Here is a 16,850-nt window from a genome sequence, read left to right as displayed (position 1 = left end):
CATCGCCACCGAGCCTGGGACCGGCAGCCAGACCGCCATCACCACTCCAGCAGAGGAGCCCCAGCAGTGACGCCCGATCCCCTCCACGGCCGCGAGCCGCGCCACGAGCCCGCCGGCCCCCGCGGCGAGCACACCCAGCCGCTGCCGCCAGCGCCGGGGCCCGAGCGGCCCACGGCGAGCCTGCCCGTCTTCCAGGCGCCTCCTCCCACGGCCACGACGCCTGCCACCGCCACGACCCCTCCCGCGGCCGCCCCGCCTCCGGTTGACGACGTCCCCCGCGACGCGGCGAGCGGCCGCTGGTCGGCGAAGCGGACGGCGCTGACGGCCGGCGTCACGATCGTCCTCACGACGGTCGGGGCCATCGGGGCCGCGGCCGCCATGCCGCAGGGCTCCACCGCGGGTGACGGCTTCGGCGGTCGCGGCCGCGGCGGACCCCCCGGGCTTCCGGGGTTCCCCGGAGGTCCGGGCGGGGCGGGTGCCCGGGGTGGCCAGCTTCCCGGCATACCGCAGGACGGCACGTCGCCGGACGGCAGCCAGCTCCCCGTGCTCCCCCACCTTCCCGGCGGCCAGCAGGGGCCGGACGGGAGGGGCAGCACCGGCGCCACGGGTCAGGACGACGTGGTCCGCACCACCTGAGGTGGCGGCGGCACGGCAGCCGCGGGGAGGCCCCGCCGTGACCCCGCCGGGCGCCGGGTGCCACGATGCTGGGGAGCCGCTACCCGATCGGAGCCCCATGTCGGACGTCCACGCCGAGCGCGACGTCACCGCCGCCGAACCCCACAGCGCGGGCCTCGCGTCCCGCCTCAACTGGCTGCGCGCCGGCGTGCTCGGGGCCAACGACGGCATCGTGTCCACGGCCGGCGTCGTGGTCGGGGTCTCAGGCGCGACGAGCGACCATAAGGCGATCCTGGTCGCCGGGGTCGCGGCGCTCGCCGCCGGGGCGCTGTCGATGGCGGCCGGTGAGTTCGTGTCGGTCAGCACCCAGTGCGACTCGGAGCGCGCCCTGCTCACGCTGGAGCGGCATGAGCTGCGGACCGACCCCGACGGCGAGCTGGAGGAGCTCACCCGGCTCTACGAGGCCAAGGGGATCAGCCGGCGCGTGGCGGAGCAGGTCGCCGCGGAGCTGACGAGTCACGACGCGCTCGCCGCGCACGCCGAGGTCGAGCTCGGCCTCGACCCCGAGTCGCTGACCAACCCCTGGCACGCGGCCTGGGCCTCGATGGTCTCGTTCGTCGTCGGCGCGCTGCTGCCCCTGGTGACCATCACGTTCGCGCCCGAGCCGGTCCGCCTCGTCGTCACCGTCGTCTCGGTGATCATCGCGCTCGGCCTCACCGGCTGGACCAGTGCCCGTCTCGGTCGCAGCCCGGCGCCTCAGGCGGTCCTGCGCACCGTCGGGGGAGGCGTGCTCGCCATGGTCGTCACCTTCGCCATCGGCAGGGCCTTCGGCGTCGGGATGGGCTGAGCGGGCTGCATCGGCCCGCTGCCGGCCCCACCGTGCGCGCTCGCGGACGGGGAGGGCCGGCGCCCGCGCACACGCTCACCGGGAGCGCGCACGCTGACCGGGAGCGCGGCATACGGCTCTGCGGCTCCGGTAGGGTCCAGGTCAGCGTTCCGGGGACTCGTCGCCGCCGGTTCGGACACGTTCCTGGGAAGGTGGCGCATGGCAGTGCACCACCGGGCGCTCGAGCGGTTCAACCGCACTGCCGCGAATCCGCCCCTCGTGGTGCGGTGGGCTGCCGTGCCGATCGCGGCGTTCCTGACCTTCGCCATGGCGGAACGACGAGGCTGGCCCTACGGGCTCGCCGCGGCCGTCGTCTACGGAGGTCTCTCCGTTTCCATGGCGCTTCGCCCCCACCGCACTGTCCACTGGTCCCGCACGCATCCCGTCGCGGACGCCGCACTCCTTGGGCCCATCGCATTCTTGACTGCGGCGTATTTCACCGACTGGTCGGTCTGGTGGTGCCTGCTGGTGGGGGCGGTGGGCCTGGTCGTGGGCGTGGGACGCGGCCTGCAGCGGAAGGCACACGGGCTGCGCGGCGGATGAGCCGAGCCAGCGGGACGCCGAGAACGATGAGCGTGAGCCACGTGACGAAGATGGCGAAGACCTCGAAGCGGTAGTCGAGGTCTGTCCCGTAGATCACGGCCGTCGCGGCCAGACCGGCCAGCACCATCGCACCGGCGCCGACGAGCACCCGCCGCACCCACCGCTCGAGCGTCGTCCGCCTGCCCAGGGCCGCACCGGTCACGACGAAGGCCAGGGCCATCGCGGCATACCCGACGTCCTCCAGCGCGATGAAGACGCCGTGGGGGTTGTACTGCGACAGCGGTCCGAGACCCTCGAGCTCACCCTTGGCAAGGCTCGGCTGGAGCACGGCCAGCTGGATGGCGTAGTCGGTGACGAGGGTCCCCGTCGCGAGGGTCGCCAGGGCGAGGCCGAGACCGGAGGCGGCCCTGCGCGCCGGCGGCAGCGTCGCGAGCACGGCTGCGGACAGGGCCAGGAAGAGCAGTGCCAGGACGACGGCGGGATACATCCAGAGGTAGTCCCGCGGCACGTATGCCGCCGCGTCGGTGTAGGGACTGGCGACGCAGCCGGCGGTGCACCAGGGACCCGAGCGGGGCGGCGTCGTCACGGCCATTCCCAGCGCGACGAGGCCCGCGACGGTCGTCGACCAGCCGGCCCACCAGATGGCTGGCCGCGGGCGTCGGCGCGGGGAGGCGCCCGCCCGGCCGGTGTGGTCCCTGCCTGGCATGGTGACGGTCATCGGGGCCCCCGCGTGCGTGTGCTCGTTCGCCGTGTCCGGCTCTGCGGCCTGTCCCATGTCGCCCTCCGCGTCCCGCGCCCACCTGCCGCCTCTGCAAGCGTCTGGCACCACGTCCCGGGCCGCCAGAGCCAAAGGTCCCGAGCGGCATACGGTGCGCGCCGGCACAGGTCCATGGCGCCCGGTGAGGCTGGTCTCAAAGCGCCTCGCGCGTCGAGCGCGGTCCCTAGGCTGGAGTCACATGGAGATATCCGCAACCCCGACCGCTTGGAGGGCGAGGAGCATGTCCGACCACGAGAGCCCGGTCCACGTCCTCAGCACCGAGGAGTGCTGGGACTTCCTGCGCGCCAACGAGTTCGGCCGGCTCGCCTTCCACCTCGCCGGCGAGGTCCACCTCGTGCCGATCAACTATGCCGTCGACCGGCAGCGGCTGGTCTTTCTCACCGCCGAGGGCGACAAGCTGCTCGGCGTGTCGATGAACAGCGACGTCGCCTTCGAGACCGACCTCGTCACCGAGGAGCGGGCCACGAGCGTCGTGGTCCGCGGCTCGGCGCGCGAGCTCGAGGGAAGCGAGAAGTACGTCGTGGAGCAGCTGCCGCTCCGACCGTGGGTCAACACCCCGAAGTACTCCGCCGTCGCCATCGAGCCGGTCGAGGTCACCGGCCGCCGCTTCGACCTCAGCCGCCCCTGGCTCCACGACCGTCCGACCGGCGCACGCTGACGCGCCCTCCCCGGACTGTCCGCGACGCCCGGCGTGTCGGTCAGCCCACGGAGTCCCGGGCCGAGACGAAGGCCTCCACGCAGGCCCGCACGTCCGCCTCGCTGTGGGCCGCCGAGAGCTGCACACGTATCCGGGCGCGACCCTTCGGCACGACGGGGTAGCTGAAGGCGATGACGTAGACGCCGCTGCCGAGCATGTGCTCGGCGACGTCCGCCGCGCGGCGCGCACCGTCCTCCCCGGGGAACATCACCGGCGTGATCGGGTGCGTGCCGGGCAGCAGGTCGAAGTGCGCTGCCGCCATGAGCTCGCGGAAGAGCGCGGTGTTGCGCCGGAGGGCCTCCCGCTTGTGCCCGGAGGAGGCGACGAGGTCCAGCGCGGCGATCGAGCCCGCGACGACGGCGGGGGCGACGGAGTTGGAGAACAGGTAGGGCCTGGAGCGCTGCCGCAGCAGCTCGACGACCTCCCGATGCGAGCTGACGTAGCCGCCCGAGGCGCCGCCGAGGGCCTTGCCCAGCGTGCCGGTGAGGATGTCGACCCGGTGCTGCACGCCGAACAGCTCCGGCGTCCCGCGCCCGCCGTCGCCGACGAATCCGACGGCGTGCGAGTCGTCGACGAGCACCATGGCGCCGAACTCGTCTGCCAGGTCGCAGATCTCGTCGAGCGGCGCGTAGGAACCGTCCATGGAGAACACACCGTCGGTGACGACGACCGTGCGGTGGCAGCCGCTCGCCGCCTCGAGCTGCACGCGCAGGTCGGCCATGTCGGCGTTGCGGTAGCGGAACCGCTGGGCCTTGGACAGGCGGATGCCGTCGATGATCGAGGCGTGGTTGAGCTCGTCGGAGACGATCGCGTCGCCGTCGCCGAAGAGCACCTCGAAGACGCCGCCGTTGGCGTCGAAGCACGACGAGAAGAGGATCGTCGCCTCCGTGCCGAGGAAGTCGGAGAGCGCGCCCTCGAGGCGGGTGTGGAGGGTCTGGGTGCCACAGATGAAGCGGACCGACGCCATGCCGAAGCCCCAGTCCTCGAGGCCCCGCTTGGCCGCCGCGACGACGGCCGGGTCGTCGGCGAGGCCGAGGTAGTTGTTGGCGCAGAAGTTGAGCGCCGGCGCCCTGCTGGTGGTCACGTGCGCGGACTGCGGGGAGGTCAGCTCGCGCTCGCTCTTGTAGAGCCCCGCGTCGCGGATCTGCTGCAGGGTGGCGGTGATCTCGTCCTTGACGGAGCCGTACATCGGTGTCCTCGCTCGGGAGTCTGCGGTCGCGACCCGGCCAGCGTATGCCGCTGGGCCGGCGCCCGACGGGTGGTCGGCGGGCCGCGTCTCCTCCAGCGCCGGGGCCGGCCGGCCCGGTAAACTGGCCGGCGTGGCAGCGGCTCCTCGCCGCGCCAGCCCGTGGAGGTGGGTCGTCGTGGGAGCTGGTGTCACGCTCGCGGTGCTCGGTGCGATCCTCACCTTCGCCGTCCGCGCCGATCCGCCGGGCATCAACCTGCACATCGTCGGCGTCATCCTCATGATCGCCAGCGGCATCATGATCTATCACGCCTCGCGCGGCCGTCGGCACGAGCGGGTCATCACTCGCGTCCGCGAACCGGCCGACCCGTCGCAGCCCAAGCAGACGGTGCGCGAGACCATCGAGGACCGCGACATCGACTAGCTGTCGAGGAAGCTGCGGGTCAGGTCGGCCAACACGCCCGGCGCGTCGGTGTTGAGCAGCGACCCCGCGCCATCGACCACCTCGAGCCGAGCGTCCGGGATGTCGGTGGCGAGCTGGCGGGCGGCCTGCAGGCCGGCGCGGTCGCGGGAGCCCGCCACCACGAGGGTCGGCGCTGCGACCTGCCGCAGTGAGCCGCTCGCGTCGAGGGTCGCCAGCGCGTCGAAGGCGGCCAGCATCCGCGCCCGCGAGACCCCGGCGTCGAGCAGCTTGCGCTCGGGCACCAGGCGCAGCGCCAGCCTCTGCATCCGCAGCGCCGACCGCGACGACCGCACCAGGGCGCCGGCCAGCACCAGCCGCTCGACGAGCTCCGGGCGCGTGACCGCGAGTCGCAGGGCCACGCTGCCGCCCAGGGACACCCCGAGCACGTCGGCCCGGCGGATGCCCTGCAGCTCCAGCTCGTCGCCGACACCCGAAGCCGCCTCCTCGAGGTCGAACCCCGCAGCGTCCTTGGGCAGCAGGCCCTTGAGCCACGGGGCATGCATCGGCCGCCCGGCGCCGAGCGCACTGACGAAGTCCTGCCAGGCGATGGGCGACTGGCCGAGGCCGTGCAGCAGGACGAGCGGTCGCGGGCGGGCCTCGGGACGGTGGCTCTGCGGCATACGGTCATCGGCTCCAGTCGAGGAGGACCTTGCCGCACTGTCCGGAGCGGGCGGTGTCGAACGCCGGCTCCCAGTCCTCGGCGACGAAGCGGTGGGTGATGACCGAGGAGATCGCGGTCCGGAACACCTCGGACGTCGCGATCATCTGGCTCATGGCGTACCACGTGTCGTACATCTCGCGGCCGTAGATGCCCTTGAGCGTGATCATGTGGGTGATCACCTTGCCCCAGTCGAGCGTGTAGGCCTGGTGCGGCAGGCCGAGGAGCGCGATGCGTCCGCCGTGGTTCATGTTGTCGAGCATGTCCGTGACGGCCGCGGGTGCCCCCGACATCTCCAGCCCGACGTCAAAGCCCTCCTTCATCCCGAGCCGGTGCTGCGCGTCGACCAGGCTCTGCCTCGTGACGTTGATCGTCACGTCGGCGCCCGCCCCCTCGGCGAGCCTGAGGCGGTAGTCGCTCGCGTCCGACACGACGACATAGCGGGCGCCGGCGTGCCGGGCGATGGCCGCCGCCATGACCCCGATGGGACCGGCACCGGTGATGACGACGTCCTCGCCGACCAGGGGCCACTGCAACGCGGTGTGCGTGGCGTTGCCGAGCGGGTCGAAGACGGCGCCGAGGTCGGGGTCGAGGCCGGGCGGCTGGACCCACACGTTGGTCGCGGGGATGACGACGTAGTCAGCGAAGGCGCCGTCGCGGTTGACCCCCACGCCCTCGGTGCGGATGCACAGGTGGCGGCGTCCCGCACGGCAGTTGCGGCATACGCCACAGACGATGTGGCCCTCCCCCGACGCACGGGCCCCGACCTCGACGCCGCTGACGTCCTCACCGACCTCGACGACCTCACCGTAGAACTCGTGCCCGATGACGAGGGGTGCCTGCACGGTTGCGGCCGCCCACTCGTCCCACTCCCGCAGGTGCAGATCCGTGCCGCAGAGGCCGGCCCGCAGCACCCGGATCTTGACGTCGGCCGGTCCGCAGTCGGGCTCCGGGCGGTCCACGAGCTCAAGGCCGGGCCCGGCGGTGAGCTTGCTCAGGGCACGCACGGCATACGTCCTCTCGCTTCGGTCGGGGAGCGCTGGGCCGACTCGCAGTCTGCCACCCCCGTGGCCGCCCGCGCCCGCGCGCGCCCGCGCGCCCGCTCGCATGGGAGGGCACAATGAGCCGATGGAGGCCCTGCCGCACAGCGAGAGTCCGCGCGTGGCCAGCGCGCTCGCCATCCTCCGCGCCAACGGCGAGCGGGTGACGCCAGCGCGGTATGCCGTGCTGCGCGTCGTCGAGGCCGCGGACCTCTCGGCGGAGCACCTGAGCGCCGACACCATCGGGGCCCGGGTGTCCGAGCTCGAGCCGACCGTCCACCGGGCGACCGTCTACCGGACACTGACCGCGCTCACCGAGCTGGGCGTCCTCACCCATGTCCACCTCGCCGCCGCCGGCACCGTCTACCACCTGGCCGACCCGCTTCCCGAGGCCGCCGCACCGACGTCGCGCACCTCCGTGACCGACCACGCGCACGTCCAGTGCGTCGAGTGCGGCGCCGTCCTCGACGTGCCGCCGTCGGTCCTCGACGAGGTGGCGGTCTGGCTGCGCGATGCCCTCGGCTTCGAGCTGGACACGTCGCACGCAGCGCTGCTGGGCCGCTGCCGCGACTGCCTTCGCTGACCGCGCGACGCTCGACGGTACGGAAGTGACCACTCGACGGGGCGGGGGTGCGCGCCCACGTCGAGTGGCCACTTGTGCACGGCCCCCGACGGTACGGAAGTGGCCACTCGACGGGGCGGAAGTGGCCATTCGACGGGCGGTCAGCTGGCCCGGACGTCGAGGAGGTAGCCCTGCGCCGGGCCCAGCACGGGGACCGGCAGGCCGACCCCCACGAGCACCGAACCGGGCACGACGAAGCCGTCGTCCGTGAGCGCCCGCTCCCACCACAGGGGATCGGCGGTCTGGACCGAGGCCGGCAGCCCGGCCTCGGGACGCAGCCGCACGGCATACGTGCGTGCGGGGTCGAGCCCGGGCAGCGGCACGGGCCCCGTGACGACGTCCCGTGAGGTGACGAGCCGGGCGACGACGTAGGCCGCCCTCCCGCGGTCAGCCGCGACGGTGCCCGTCACCTGCAGCGCGTCGTCGGGCAGGTCCGCGCGCACGAGGTCCCCCGAGTGGAGCAAGGGCCGCAGCTCCCGCACCAGCCCGGTCCACGCAGTCAGCGCCGCGAGCTCCTCCTCGGTGCAGCCGGTGATGTCCCACTCGAGGCCCGGGTGGCCCTGCAGGGCCATGAGCATCCGGAAGCCCAGGTCGAGCGTGCGGTGCGTGGTGTGCGCCGTGGCCGGGCCGATGTGGCTGCCCATGAGCTCCGGCGGCACGAGCAGGCTGGTCCACCGCTGGATGCTCGCCCGCTCGAGCGCGTCGTTGCAGTCGCTCGTCCAGATGCGGTCGGTGCGCTGCAGCACCCCGAGGTCCACGCGCGCGCCGCCGCTCGCGCACGACTCGATCTCGAGCCGGGGGTGTCGTGCCCGCAGCGCGTCGAGCAGGGCGTAGAAGGCCAGCGTCTGCGCATGCACGGCCGGCGCGTCGACGACCCGCGAACCATCCGGTCGCACGGTCGTGTGCACCGCCTCGTGCAGGTCGCGGTTGTGGTCCCATTTGATGTAGTCGATGCCGTACCGCTCGACGAGCCCGCTGATCCGCCCGAGCAGCTGGTCGAAGGCGCCGGGGTGGGTGAGGTCGAGCAGCTGCTGGTGGCGCCACTCACGTGGACGGCCGTCGGCCGGCTGCAGCACCCACTCGGGGTGCTCACGGACAAGGTCGGAGTCGTCGTTGACCATCTCCGGCTCGAACCACAGCCCCAACTCCAGGCCCAGACCCTTGACGTGGTCGACGAGCGGCCCGAGCCCCTCGGGCCACACGGCCTCGGACACGACCCAGTCGCCGAGCCCCGCCCGGTCGTGCCGGCGGCCGCCGAACCACCCGTCGTCAAGGACGAAGCGCTCGACCCCGATCCGCTTGCCCGTGTCGGCGAGCGCCTTGAGGCGCGACAGGTCGGTGTCGAAGTAGACCGCCTCCCACGTGTTGAGGACGACGGGCCGCGGCCGGCTGGGGTGTCCCGGACGGGCGCGCAGGCTGCGGTGGAGGCGGCGCGAGAGGCCGTCGAGGCCCTCGGTCGCGTGGACGAAGACGACCGTCGGGGCGGCGTACGTCTCCCCGGCCGCGAGCCGCACCTCGCCGGCGGCCAGCAGCTCGCCGCCGCCGAGGACCGCGGTATGCCGCCCGGCGCCCTCGGGCAGCGACTCGACGAAGTGCTCGTGGTTGCCGCTCCACGCGGTGTGGACGGCCCACACCTCCCCACGCCGGAAGCCGAAGCCCGCCTCACCGGCGACGAGCAGGAGGGTGGCGTCATGGCCGGTCCGGCCACGACGGCTCGCGCGCAGGTGGGTGCCGTGGTCGAGCCGGCTGCGCTGCGGGGAGCGCTCGCGGCACCAGCGGCCGGTGAGGTCCAGCACCTCGTCGGCCCGTGCGGGCAGCGGCAGCATCGCGCGCAACGCCGCCACGTCGAGCGGCTCCACGTCGTCGCTCGTGTTGGTCACCGAGGCGTCCACGCGCAGCACCCCGTGGTCGTCGAGCGCGTGCCGCAGCTCGAGGCGCAGACCGCTCGTCGAGCTCGCCCGTGTCACGATCGCCCGGTCGGCCGCCTCGCACGTGACGTCGGTCCAGCGCACCGCCCCCGCCGCGCCGGCGCGGTGACCGGCATACGCGGGGGTGCCGGACCAGCCGTCCCCCTCCCCGGGCAGGAGGGTGAGCGGCCAGGCCGCGTCGAGGGCACTGTGCGGGACCGGCGCGACGGTGGCGTCGACGAGCGCGTCGTATGCCGCGCTCCCGCCCTCGAGCGCGGCGCCCCAGTGCAGCACCTCCGGCAGCCCGCCGGCGCCCGTGGGGGCGCCTGCGGAAGCGGGCAGGACGACGAGCGCGCTGCCCGCGGACTCGATGAACACGGTGGGCGGCGCGCTTGGGGTCACATTCATCCTTTGGTAGCGCCGAGCGTCAGCCCGGCGACGAAGTGGCGTTGGAGGACGAAGAAGATCACGAGGGTGGGGACGGCGACGATGATCGAGGCCGCCGCCACGAGGTTGTTGTCGGTGAAGAACTGGCCGCGCAGGTTGTTGAGCGAGCTCGTCACGGGGAACTTGTCACCCTGCTGGAGCAGCACCGTGGCCCAGAAGAACTCGTTGTAGATCCACGTCGTCTCGAGCACCGCCAGGGCGGCGAGCGCGGGACGGCACAGCGGCAGGGTGATCGTGATGAACTGTCGCAGCACGCCGGCGCCGTCGATGACCGCGGACTCGTAGAGCTCGCGCGGCAAGGCCTTCATGTAGTTGCTGAGGACGAAGGCGCAGAAGCCGGTCTGGAAGGCCACGTTGACGAGGATGAGCCCGAGGAAGCTGTTGAGCAGCGTGCCCGAGTCGCTCACCCAGAAGGGCACCTCGATGGCGCGGAACATCCGGTAGACCGGGATGAGCAGCGCCTGCGGTGGCAGCAGGTTCGCGGCCAGGAAGAAGCCGAGCAGGGCCAGGTTGAGCTTGAAGGAGAACCGGGCCACGACGAAGGCGACACAGCACGAGAGGAACAGCGTCAGGAGCACCGCGGGGACCGTGATGATCGCGGAGTTGGTGAAGTGCGTGCCGAAGTCGGCCTGCTCCCAGGCGTTCTTGTAGTTGTCGAGCGTGAACCCGCCCCACGACATGTAGCCGTTCCTCGCCGTGAAGGCGTAGTCGCGGAACGAGTTGACGAGGGCGAGCAGGAGCGGACCCAGCCAGATCAGCGCGACCAGCGTCAGGAGGAGCGGCAGCACCCATCGTCGTCCCGACGAGGGGCCGCCCTCCTTGGGCGCCCGGGCCCTGCGCGTCGTGGGTCCGCGCCGCGGCTCCACCGCGATGTGGGACATGGTCAGTCCTCCTTCATGACGATGCGCAGGTAGACGAAGACGAGCACGCTCGAGATGAGCAGCATGATCGTCGCCAGCGCCGAGCCGAAGCCGATGCGGCTCGCCTCACCGACGACGTTCTGGGTGACGAGGGCCGAGATGAGCTCGAGCCCGTTGCGGCCCTTGTTGATGACCCACACGAGGTCGAAGGCACGCAGCGACTCGATGAAGGTCACGACCAGGACGATGATGTTGATCGGCCGCATGACCGGGAAGACGACCCTGAAGAACGTCGTCGCCTCGGTGGCGCCGTCGATCTTGGCCGCCTCGCGCAGCGACGGGTCGACGCCCTTCAGGCCGGCCAGGTAGAGCAACATGATGTAGCCGGCGTGCCGCCAGCTGGCGGCGACGAGGACGGCCCAGAGGTTGACGTTCGGGTCGCCGTACCAGTCGGTCGTGCCGCCCGTGATCGCGTTGAGCAGGCCCTGGTCGCGCGAGTAGATGAGCTGCCAGATGAAGCCGATGAGGGCGAGCGAGAGCACCACCGGCAGATAGATGCTCGTCTGGTAGAACCGGGTGCCCGACACCCCCCGGTCGACGAGCACCGCGAAGAGCATGCCGAGCGGCGTGGCGATGAGGAACAGCAAGGCGAGCCAGATGAGGTTGTGCCTGATCGCCGGCCAGAACGGCGGGTAGATCGTCGCGATGTCCCGGTAGTTCTGCAGCCCCACCGGCTTGATGCCCGAGAGCGGCCCGATCCCGTCCCAGTTGGTGAACGAGAGCAGGACCGTGCCGACCGCGGGGAGCCAGACGAGCCACACCACGATGAGCGTCGGCACGATGACCATGAGCCCGACGACGACCTTGTCGCGTGCCGAGAGCTGGTCGATGCCCTTGTACTTGCTCGTGCTCGCCATGCGGCTCGCCTCCCTTCAGGCGGTGAAGATGCTCTTCTTCTGGGCCTCGATCTTGGACGTGAGGCCGTCGATGTCCTTGGGGTTCTTGATGAAGTCCTGGATGGCCGGGATCATCACCGTCGACGCGAAGTCGGGCCGGGTGTCGCGGTCCATGAACTGCGCGATGGACTTGGCCGACTTGACGAACTCGACCGACTTCTTCTGCAGCGCGGTGTAGCCGCTCTGGTCGGCGCCGTCGTTCGTCGCGATGACGCTCGGGTCGGCCTTGACGGCGATGTTCTGCGCGGCCGGCGTCGAGATGAACTGCAGCAGCTTCTTGGCGGCCGCCTCGTTCTTGGGCCGCTTGCTCATCATGTAGCCGTCGATGGGCGCCTCGATGGCGTCGGTCCCGATGGCCGAGTCGACCTCCGGGAAGGTGAAGAAGTCGAGGTCGTCCTGCTCCGCCCCCTTGGGGAACTGCTGCGCGACGAAGGCGCCGAGCAGGTACATGCCGGACTTGCCCTGCTGGAGGGACTGGGCCGCCTCCTGCCACGTCCGACCGAGCGAGTCAGGCTGGTGCAGCGGCAGCAGCCCCGCCCAGGTGTCGAAGACCTTCTTCACCTTGGGGTCGGTCCAGGACTCCTTGCCGCCCATGAGGGCCACGTGGAAGTCGTAGCCGTTGATCCGCAGGTTGAGCTGGTCGAACGTGCCCATGGCGGGCCAGCCGTCCTTGTCCCCGAAGGCGATCGGCACCAGGCCGTCCTTCTGCATCTGCGCGCCGAGCGTCTTCAGCTCGTCCAGCGTCTTGGGTGCCTGGTAGCCGTGCTTGGCGAAGACGCTCTTGCGGTAGAAGATGGCCCACGGGTAGTACGTGCTGGGCACGAAGTATTGCTTGCCGTCCGGGGCGGTCGACGCCTTCTTGAGCGCGTCGCTCATGCCCGTGATGCTCTTCCACACGTCGGAGACGTCGCCGATGAGGTCCTTCTGGGCGAAGAACTGCATGCGGTAGCCGGCGAACCACGTGAACACGTCGTCGGGCGAGCCCTGCAGGTAGTTGTTGATGTTCTCCTGGAACGTGTTGTGGTCCACGGTGTTGATCTTGACCGTGACGCCGGAGTTCGCCTTGGAGAAGGCGTCCATGCTCGCCTGGACGGCCGCCTTCGGCACGGCGTCCGACTGGTTGGAGCCGAGGGTCACGGTCCCCTTGACCTGGCCGCTCGGCACGCCGGTCGAGCTCGTGCCGCCGCTGCCGCAGGCGGCCAGCCCGCCGGTGCCGAGGAGCGCGCCGACGCCGAGCGCGCCGCGCAGCAGGGTCCGGCGGTCCACGCCGCGGGCGGACGGGGGGACGATCCGGGCGAGGTACTCGGCCTCGCTCATGGGGCGGGTCATGGCATCTCCTTTGACGCTCGAGCCGGTGAGAGGTCCCTGCCGATGTTCCAACAAACACCACCAGAAACCGTCAGCAATGGACAGAGGATGCTGGCTCGCGGGCGCCACTGTCAAGCGCCGACACCGACTCGTGACCCTATCCACCAACCGCGTTCGACGCGTCACGGCGGGTGTTGGAAAATGTTGACACCGACACCCCGACGCGTCACCCTGTGTGCCATGCGCTCATGGCCTGCGAAGACGCTCGTGCTCGGCGGCGACTACAACCCCGAACAGTGGCCCCGACCCGTGTGGGACGAGGACGTCGCGCTCATGCAGCGCGCCGGCATCGGCTTCGTCAGCCTCGGGATCTTCTCGTGGTCGTGGCTGGAGCCGGCCGAGGGCGACTACGACTTCGAGTGGCTCGACACGATTCTCGACACGCTGCACGCGGGCGGCATCGCCGTCGACCTCGCCACCGCCACCGCGACCCCGCCGCCGTGGCTGAGCACGGCATACCCCGAGATCCTGCCCGTCGACCACGACGGCCACACGCTGTGGCCCGGGAGCCGGCAGACGTGGTGCCCCACGTCCTCGGTGTATCGCGAGCACGCCCTCGCCCTCAGCGCCCGGCTGGCGGACCGCTACCACGAGCACCCGGCCCTGGCCATGTGGCACGTGTCCAACGAGTACGCCTGCCACAACGCGCCGTGCTACTGCGACCGCTGCGGGCGCCACTTCCGCACCTGGCTCGAGCGCCGCTACGCGAGCCTCGAGGCGCTCAACGACGCGTGGGGCACCGCCTTCTGGAGCCAGCGCTACACCGCTTGGGAGCAGATCCTCCCGCCCCGGCGGTCCACGACCTTCTCGAACCCGACGCACGTCCTCGACTACAAGCGCTTCTCCTCCGACGCGCTGCTCGACTTCCTGCGGGCCGAGCGGGCGGTCCTCGACGAGCGCTCACCGGGTGTGCCGGTCACGACGAACTTCATGACCCTCTCGGGCTTCCGGCACCTCGACTACCACTCGTGGGCCCCGGACGTCGACGTCGTGAGCACGGACCACTACATCGTCGACACCCTGGCGCACCCCCGCTCGGAGCTGGCCTACAGCGGCGACCTCACCCGGGGCCTTGCCGGCGGCGCGCCGTGGATGCTCATGGAGCACTCGACGAGCGCGGTCAACTGGCAGCCGACCAACCACGCCAAGGCGCCGGGACAGACGATCCGCGACGCCATCGCCCATGTCGCCCGGGGTGCCGACACCATCGGGTGGTTCCAGTGGCGCCAGTCGCGAGCCGGCTCCGAGAAGTTCCACAGCGCGGTCGTCCCGCACGCCGGCCCCGACAGCGCCCGGTTCCGGGAGGTCGAGGTGCTCGGCCGCATCGCCGGCCGGCTCGGCGAGCTCGTCGGCAGCCGCGTCGAGTCCCGCGTCGCCCTGCTGCACGACTACCAGTCGATGTGGGCCGCCGCCGGTCCCTGCATGCCCTCGTCCGAGCTCGACCCGCTGCTCGCGGCGCACACGATCCACCGTCTCCTGCACGACCGCGGGGTGACCTGCGACGTCGTCCACCCGAGCACCGAGCTCACGGCATACGACGTCGTCGTGGTCCCCCAGCTCTACCTCGTGACCGACGAGCACGCGGCCGCCGTCGCCGCGGCTGCCGAGCGCGGCGCCCACGTGCTCGTCACGTACTTCTCCGGCATCAGCGACGAGCACGACCACGTCCGCCTCGGCGGCTACCCCGGTGCCTTCCGCGACCTGCTCGGGATCCGCGTCGAGGAGTTCTTCCCGCTCGGCCCCGACGAGACGGTCGGGCTCGGCGAGGGCGTGGGCACGTGGTGGAGCGAGCACGTCGAGGTGACCGATGCGGTCGTCCTCGAGTCGTATGCCGCCGGGCCGCTTGCCGGCCGGGCCGCGGTGACGCGCCGCGACGTCGGCGGTGGAGGCGCCTGGTATCTCAGCACGCTGCCCGACGACGACCGCCTCGGCCGGCTCCTCGACGACGTCCTCGCCGCGGCCGGTGTCGCCCCCGCCGTCTCCGGGCTTGCCGCCGGCGTCGAGGTCACCCGCCGGCGGCTCGGGGACGCCTCGTGGCTCTTCCTGCTCAACCACACCGAGGCGGTGCAGACCGTCGAGGCGAGCGGCCACGACCTCGTCGCCGACGTCGCGGTGGACGGCGCGGTCCGGCTGGCGCCCGGCGGGGTCGCCGTCGTCAGAGAGGAGTGAGGTGCTGGCGAGCCAACGCCGTTCGGTGATCCTCGAGCTCGTGGAGCAGGCCGGTGCCGTCAAGGTGTCCGAGCTCGTCGACCGACTCGGCGTCTCCGACATGACGATCCGGCGCGACATCGACCGGCTCTCCGGCGAGGGCCTCCTCGAGCGGGTGCACGGCGGCGCCCTCGCTGTCGGCGAGCGCAGCACCGAGGAGCCGAGCTTCTCGGCGAAGGCGCAGCTGCAGCGTCCGCAGAAGCAGGCCATCGCCCGGGCGGCCGCGGGCCGGGTCGAGCCGGGCAGCGCCATCGGCATCTCGGCCGGCACGACGACCTACGAGCTGGCGCGGGCCGTGGCCGACGTGCCCGACCTCACCGTCGTCACGAACTCCGTGCCCGTCGCCCAGCTGCTCCACGAGTCGCGCACCCCCGGCCAGACCGTCGTGCTCACCGGCGGCGTGCGCACCCCCTCGGACGCCCTCGTCGGGCCCGTCGCCGTCTCCTCGCTGCGGTCGCTGCACGTCGACCAGCTCTTCCTCGGGGCCCACGGCGTCGACGACCGGGCGGGGCTGACCACCCCCAACCTCGTCGAGGCGGAGACCAACCGCGCCCTCATCGCCTCGGCCCGGCGGGTCTGCGTGCTCGCCGACGCGAGCAAGTGGGGCCGGATCGGTCTCAGCACCTTCGCCGACCTGCAGGACATCGACCTCTTCGTCACCGACGAGGGCCTGTCAGAGCGTGCCCGTACCGCCCTGCACGACCTCGTCGGCAAGCTCGAGATCGTCCACACCACCACGGGAGCCCGCTCATGAGCCACGACACCGAATCCGGCCACCGCACGGGTCTGCGGGTCACACACCGAGCGACCTCCCGCCGCCTCGCGGACGGTCGCGAGATCATCTACGTCGACGAGCCGGGCACGCCGCCGCGCGTGGCCCGGGACGAGCGTCCGGCCGAGGAGCGCGTGTCCTCGGGCGAGCTGCGGTGGGATGCCCTCACCGGTGACTGGGTCGCGATGGCCGGCCACCGGCACAACCGGGTGCTGCTTCCCCCCAAGGACGAGTGCCCGCTCTGCCCGCACGGCGTCGGCTCGGCACCGTCGGAGATCCCCGAGGACGACTACCAGGTGGTGGTCTTCGAGAACCGCTTCCCCTCCTACTCGCCGTCGCCGAGCGGCCCGGACCTGCCTGACCCGCGCGGGCTCTTCGGGACCCGGCCTGCGTCGGGCCGGTGCGAGGTCGTGTGCTTCACGAGCGAGCACGACACGTCGTTCAAGGACCTGCCGCTCGGTCGGGTGCGTATGGTCGTGGACACGTGGGCTGACCGCACGAGCACCCTCGGAGCGCTCCCGGATGTGGACCACGTCTTCTGCTTCGAGAACCGCGGCCCGGAGATCGGCGTCTCGCTGCACCATCCGCACGGGCAGATCTACGCCTACCCCTACGTGCCCGAGCGCACCCGGCTGCTGCTCGGCCGGGCCGAGGCGCACCTGCGCGCCACCGGGCGGCTGCTCGGCGCCGACCTGCTCGCGGCCGAGCGGGCCGACGGCGCGAGGGTCGTCCTGTCGGGGACGCACTGGACGGCATACGTGCCCTTCGCGGCCCGGTGGCCCCTCGAGATCCACCTCGCCCCCCACCGGGACGTGCCCGACCTCGTCGCCCTCGACGACGACGA

The 16,850-nt window shown here is 72.0% G+C and carries 16 protein-coding genes; 8 read left to right on the top strand and 8 right to left on the bottom strand.

Going from position 1 to position 16,850, the window contains the following annotated elements; translation table 11 throughout:
* Nucleotides 1–66 precede the first annotated feature (66 nt).
* Nucleotides 67–636, top strand: a complete 570-nt coding sequence (locus VFJ94_RS01450; protein WP_325002390.1) for a hypothetical protein — start codon at nt 67–69, stop codon at nt 634–636.
* 97 nt (nt 637–733) lie between these two features.
* Nucleotides 734–1,462 (top strand): VIT family protein, encoded by a 729-nt coding sequence (locus VFJ94_RS01445; protein WP_325002389.1) that lies wholly within the window; start codon nt 734–736, stop codon nt 1,460–1,462.
* Between the two features lie 475 nt (nt 1,463–1,937).
* Here the strand turns inward: VFJ94_RS01445 and VFJ94_RS01440 are convergent, their stop codons facing one another.
* Entirely contained in the window at nt 1,938–2,819 is an 882-nt protein-coding gene (locus VFJ94_RS01440; RefSeq protein WP_325002388.1) for a hypothetical protein, read from the bottom strand.
* Nucleotides 2,820–3,042: 223 nt separating this feature from the next.
* Here VFJ94_RS01440 and VFJ94_RS01435 point away from each other — a divergent pair, with 223 nt between their 5' ends.
* Nucleotides 3,043–3,480, top strand: a complete 438-nt coding sequence (locus VFJ94_RS01435; protein ID WP_325002387.1) for a pyridoxamine 5'-phosphate oxidase family protein — start codon at nt 3,043–3,045, stop codon at nt 3,478–3,480.
* Nucleotides 3,481–3,520: 40 nt separating this feature from the next.
* Here VFJ94_RS01435 and VFJ94_RS01430 read toward each other — a convergent pair whose 3' ends face one another.
* On the bottom strand, nt 3,521–4,708 hold the full coding sequence (locus VFJ94_RS01430; protein WP_325002449.1) for a glycine C-acetyltransferase: 1,188 nt from the start codon (nt 4,706–4,708) through the stop codon (nt 3,521–3,523).
* Between the two features lie 175 nt (nt 4,709–4,883).
* On the opposite strand from VFJ94_RS01430, the gene VFJ94_RS01425 reads away from it, so the two are divergent.
* Nucleotides 4,884–5,129, top strand: coding sequence for a hypothetical protein (locus VFJ94_RS01425; RefSeq protein WP_325002386.1), 246 nt, complete (start codon nt 4,884–4,886; stop codon nt 5,127–5,129).
* Here VFJ94_RS01425 and VFJ94_RS01420 read toward each other — a convergent pair.
* Nucleotides 5,126–5,788 carry an alpha/beta fold hydrolase gene (locus tag VFJ94_RS01420; RefSeq protein WP_325002385.1) on the bottom strand — a complete coding sequence of 221 codons (663 nt, stop codon included), beginning with the start codon at nt 5,786–5,788 and terminating at the stop codon, nt 5,126–5,128. The genes VFJ94_RS01425 and VFJ94_RS01420 overlap by 4 nt on opposite strands.
* A gap of 4 nt (nt 5,789–5,792) precedes the next feature.
* Nucleotides 5,793–6,833 carry an L-threonine 3-dehydrogenase gene (gene tdh / locus VFJ94_RS01415; RefSeq protein WP_325002384.1) on the bottom strand — a complete coding sequence of 347 codons (1,041 nt, stop codon included), beginning with the start codon at nt 6,831–6,833 and terminating at the stop codon, nt 5,793–5,795.
* Between the two features lie 121 nt (nt 6,834–6,954).
* On the opposite strand from tdh, the gene VFJ94_RS01410 reads away from it, so the two are divergent.
* Entirely contained in the window at nt 6,955–7,449 is a 495-nt protein-coding gene (locus tag VFJ94_RS01410) for a Fur family transcriptional regulator (protein ID WP_325002383.1), read from the top strand.
* 140 nt (nt 7,450–7,589) lie between these two features.
* Here VFJ94_RS01410 and VFJ94_RS01405 read toward each other — a convergent pair whose 3' ends face one another.
* Genes VFJ94_RS01405 through VFJ94_RS01390 form a run of 4 tightly spaced genes read right to left on the bottom strand, consistent with a single transcriptional unit; the run spans nt 7,590 to nt 12,987 of the window.
* Nucleotides 7,590–9,797, bottom strand: a complete 2,208-nt coding sequence (locus VFJ94_RS01405; protein WP_414654534.1) for an alpha-galactosidase — start codon at nt 9,795–9,797, stop codon at nt 7,590–7,592.
* 2 nt (nt 9,798–9,799) lie between these two features.
* Nucleotides 9,800–10,723 (bottom strand): carbohydrate ABC transporter permease, encoded by a 924-nt coding sequence (locus VFJ94_RS01400; protein ID WP_325002381.1) that lies wholly within the window; start codon nt 10,721–10,723, stop codon nt 9,800–9,802.
* Nucleotides 10,724–10,725: 2 nt separating this feature from the next.
* Complete coding sequence (locus VFJ94_RS01395; protein WP_325002380.1) at nt 10,726–11,619, bottom strand: sugar ABC transporter permease; 894 nt, start codon at nt 11,617–11,619, stop codon at nt 10,726–10,728.
* Nucleotides 11,620–11,634: 15 nt separating this feature from the next.
* Complete coding sequence (locus VFJ94_RS01390) at nt 11,635–12,987, bottom strand: ABC transporter substrate-binding protein (RefSeq protein WP_325002379.1); 1,353 nt, start codon at nt 12,985–12,987, stop codon at nt 11,635–11,637.
* Nucleotides 12,988–13,206: 219 nt separating this feature from the next.
* On the opposite strand from VFJ94_RS01390, the gene VFJ94_RS01385 reads away from it, so the two are divergent.
* The 3 genes from VFJ94_RS01385 to VFJ94_RS01375 all read left to right on the top strand — a co-directional run.
* Nucleotides 13,207–15,195, top strand: a complete 1,989-nt coding sequence (locus VFJ94_RS01385; protein ID WP_325002378.1) for a beta-galactosidase — start codon at nt 13,207–13,209, stop codon at nt 15,193–15,195.
* Between the two features lies 1 nt (nt 15,196).
* Nucleotides 15,197–15,988, top strand: a complete 792-nt coding sequence (locus tag VFJ94_RS01380; RefSeq protein ID WP_325002377.1) for a DeoR/GlpR family DNA-binding transcription regulator — start codon at nt 15,197–15,199, stop codon at nt 15,986–15,988.
* The coding region (locus tag VFJ94_RS01375; protein ID WP_325002376.1) for a galactose-1-phosphate uridylyltransferase at nt 15,985–16,850 on the top strand (866 nt) is incomplete at its 3' end. The genes VFJ94_RS01380 and VFJ94_RS01375, both read left to right, overlap by 4 nt.

This window comes from Intrasporangium sp., from assembly GCF_035688975.1.
Classification (GTDB): Bacteria; Actinomycetota; Actinomycetes; order Actinomycetales; family Dermatophilaceae; genus CALMNV01.
This window is presented reverse-complemented; position numbering and strand designations above follow the sequence as displayed.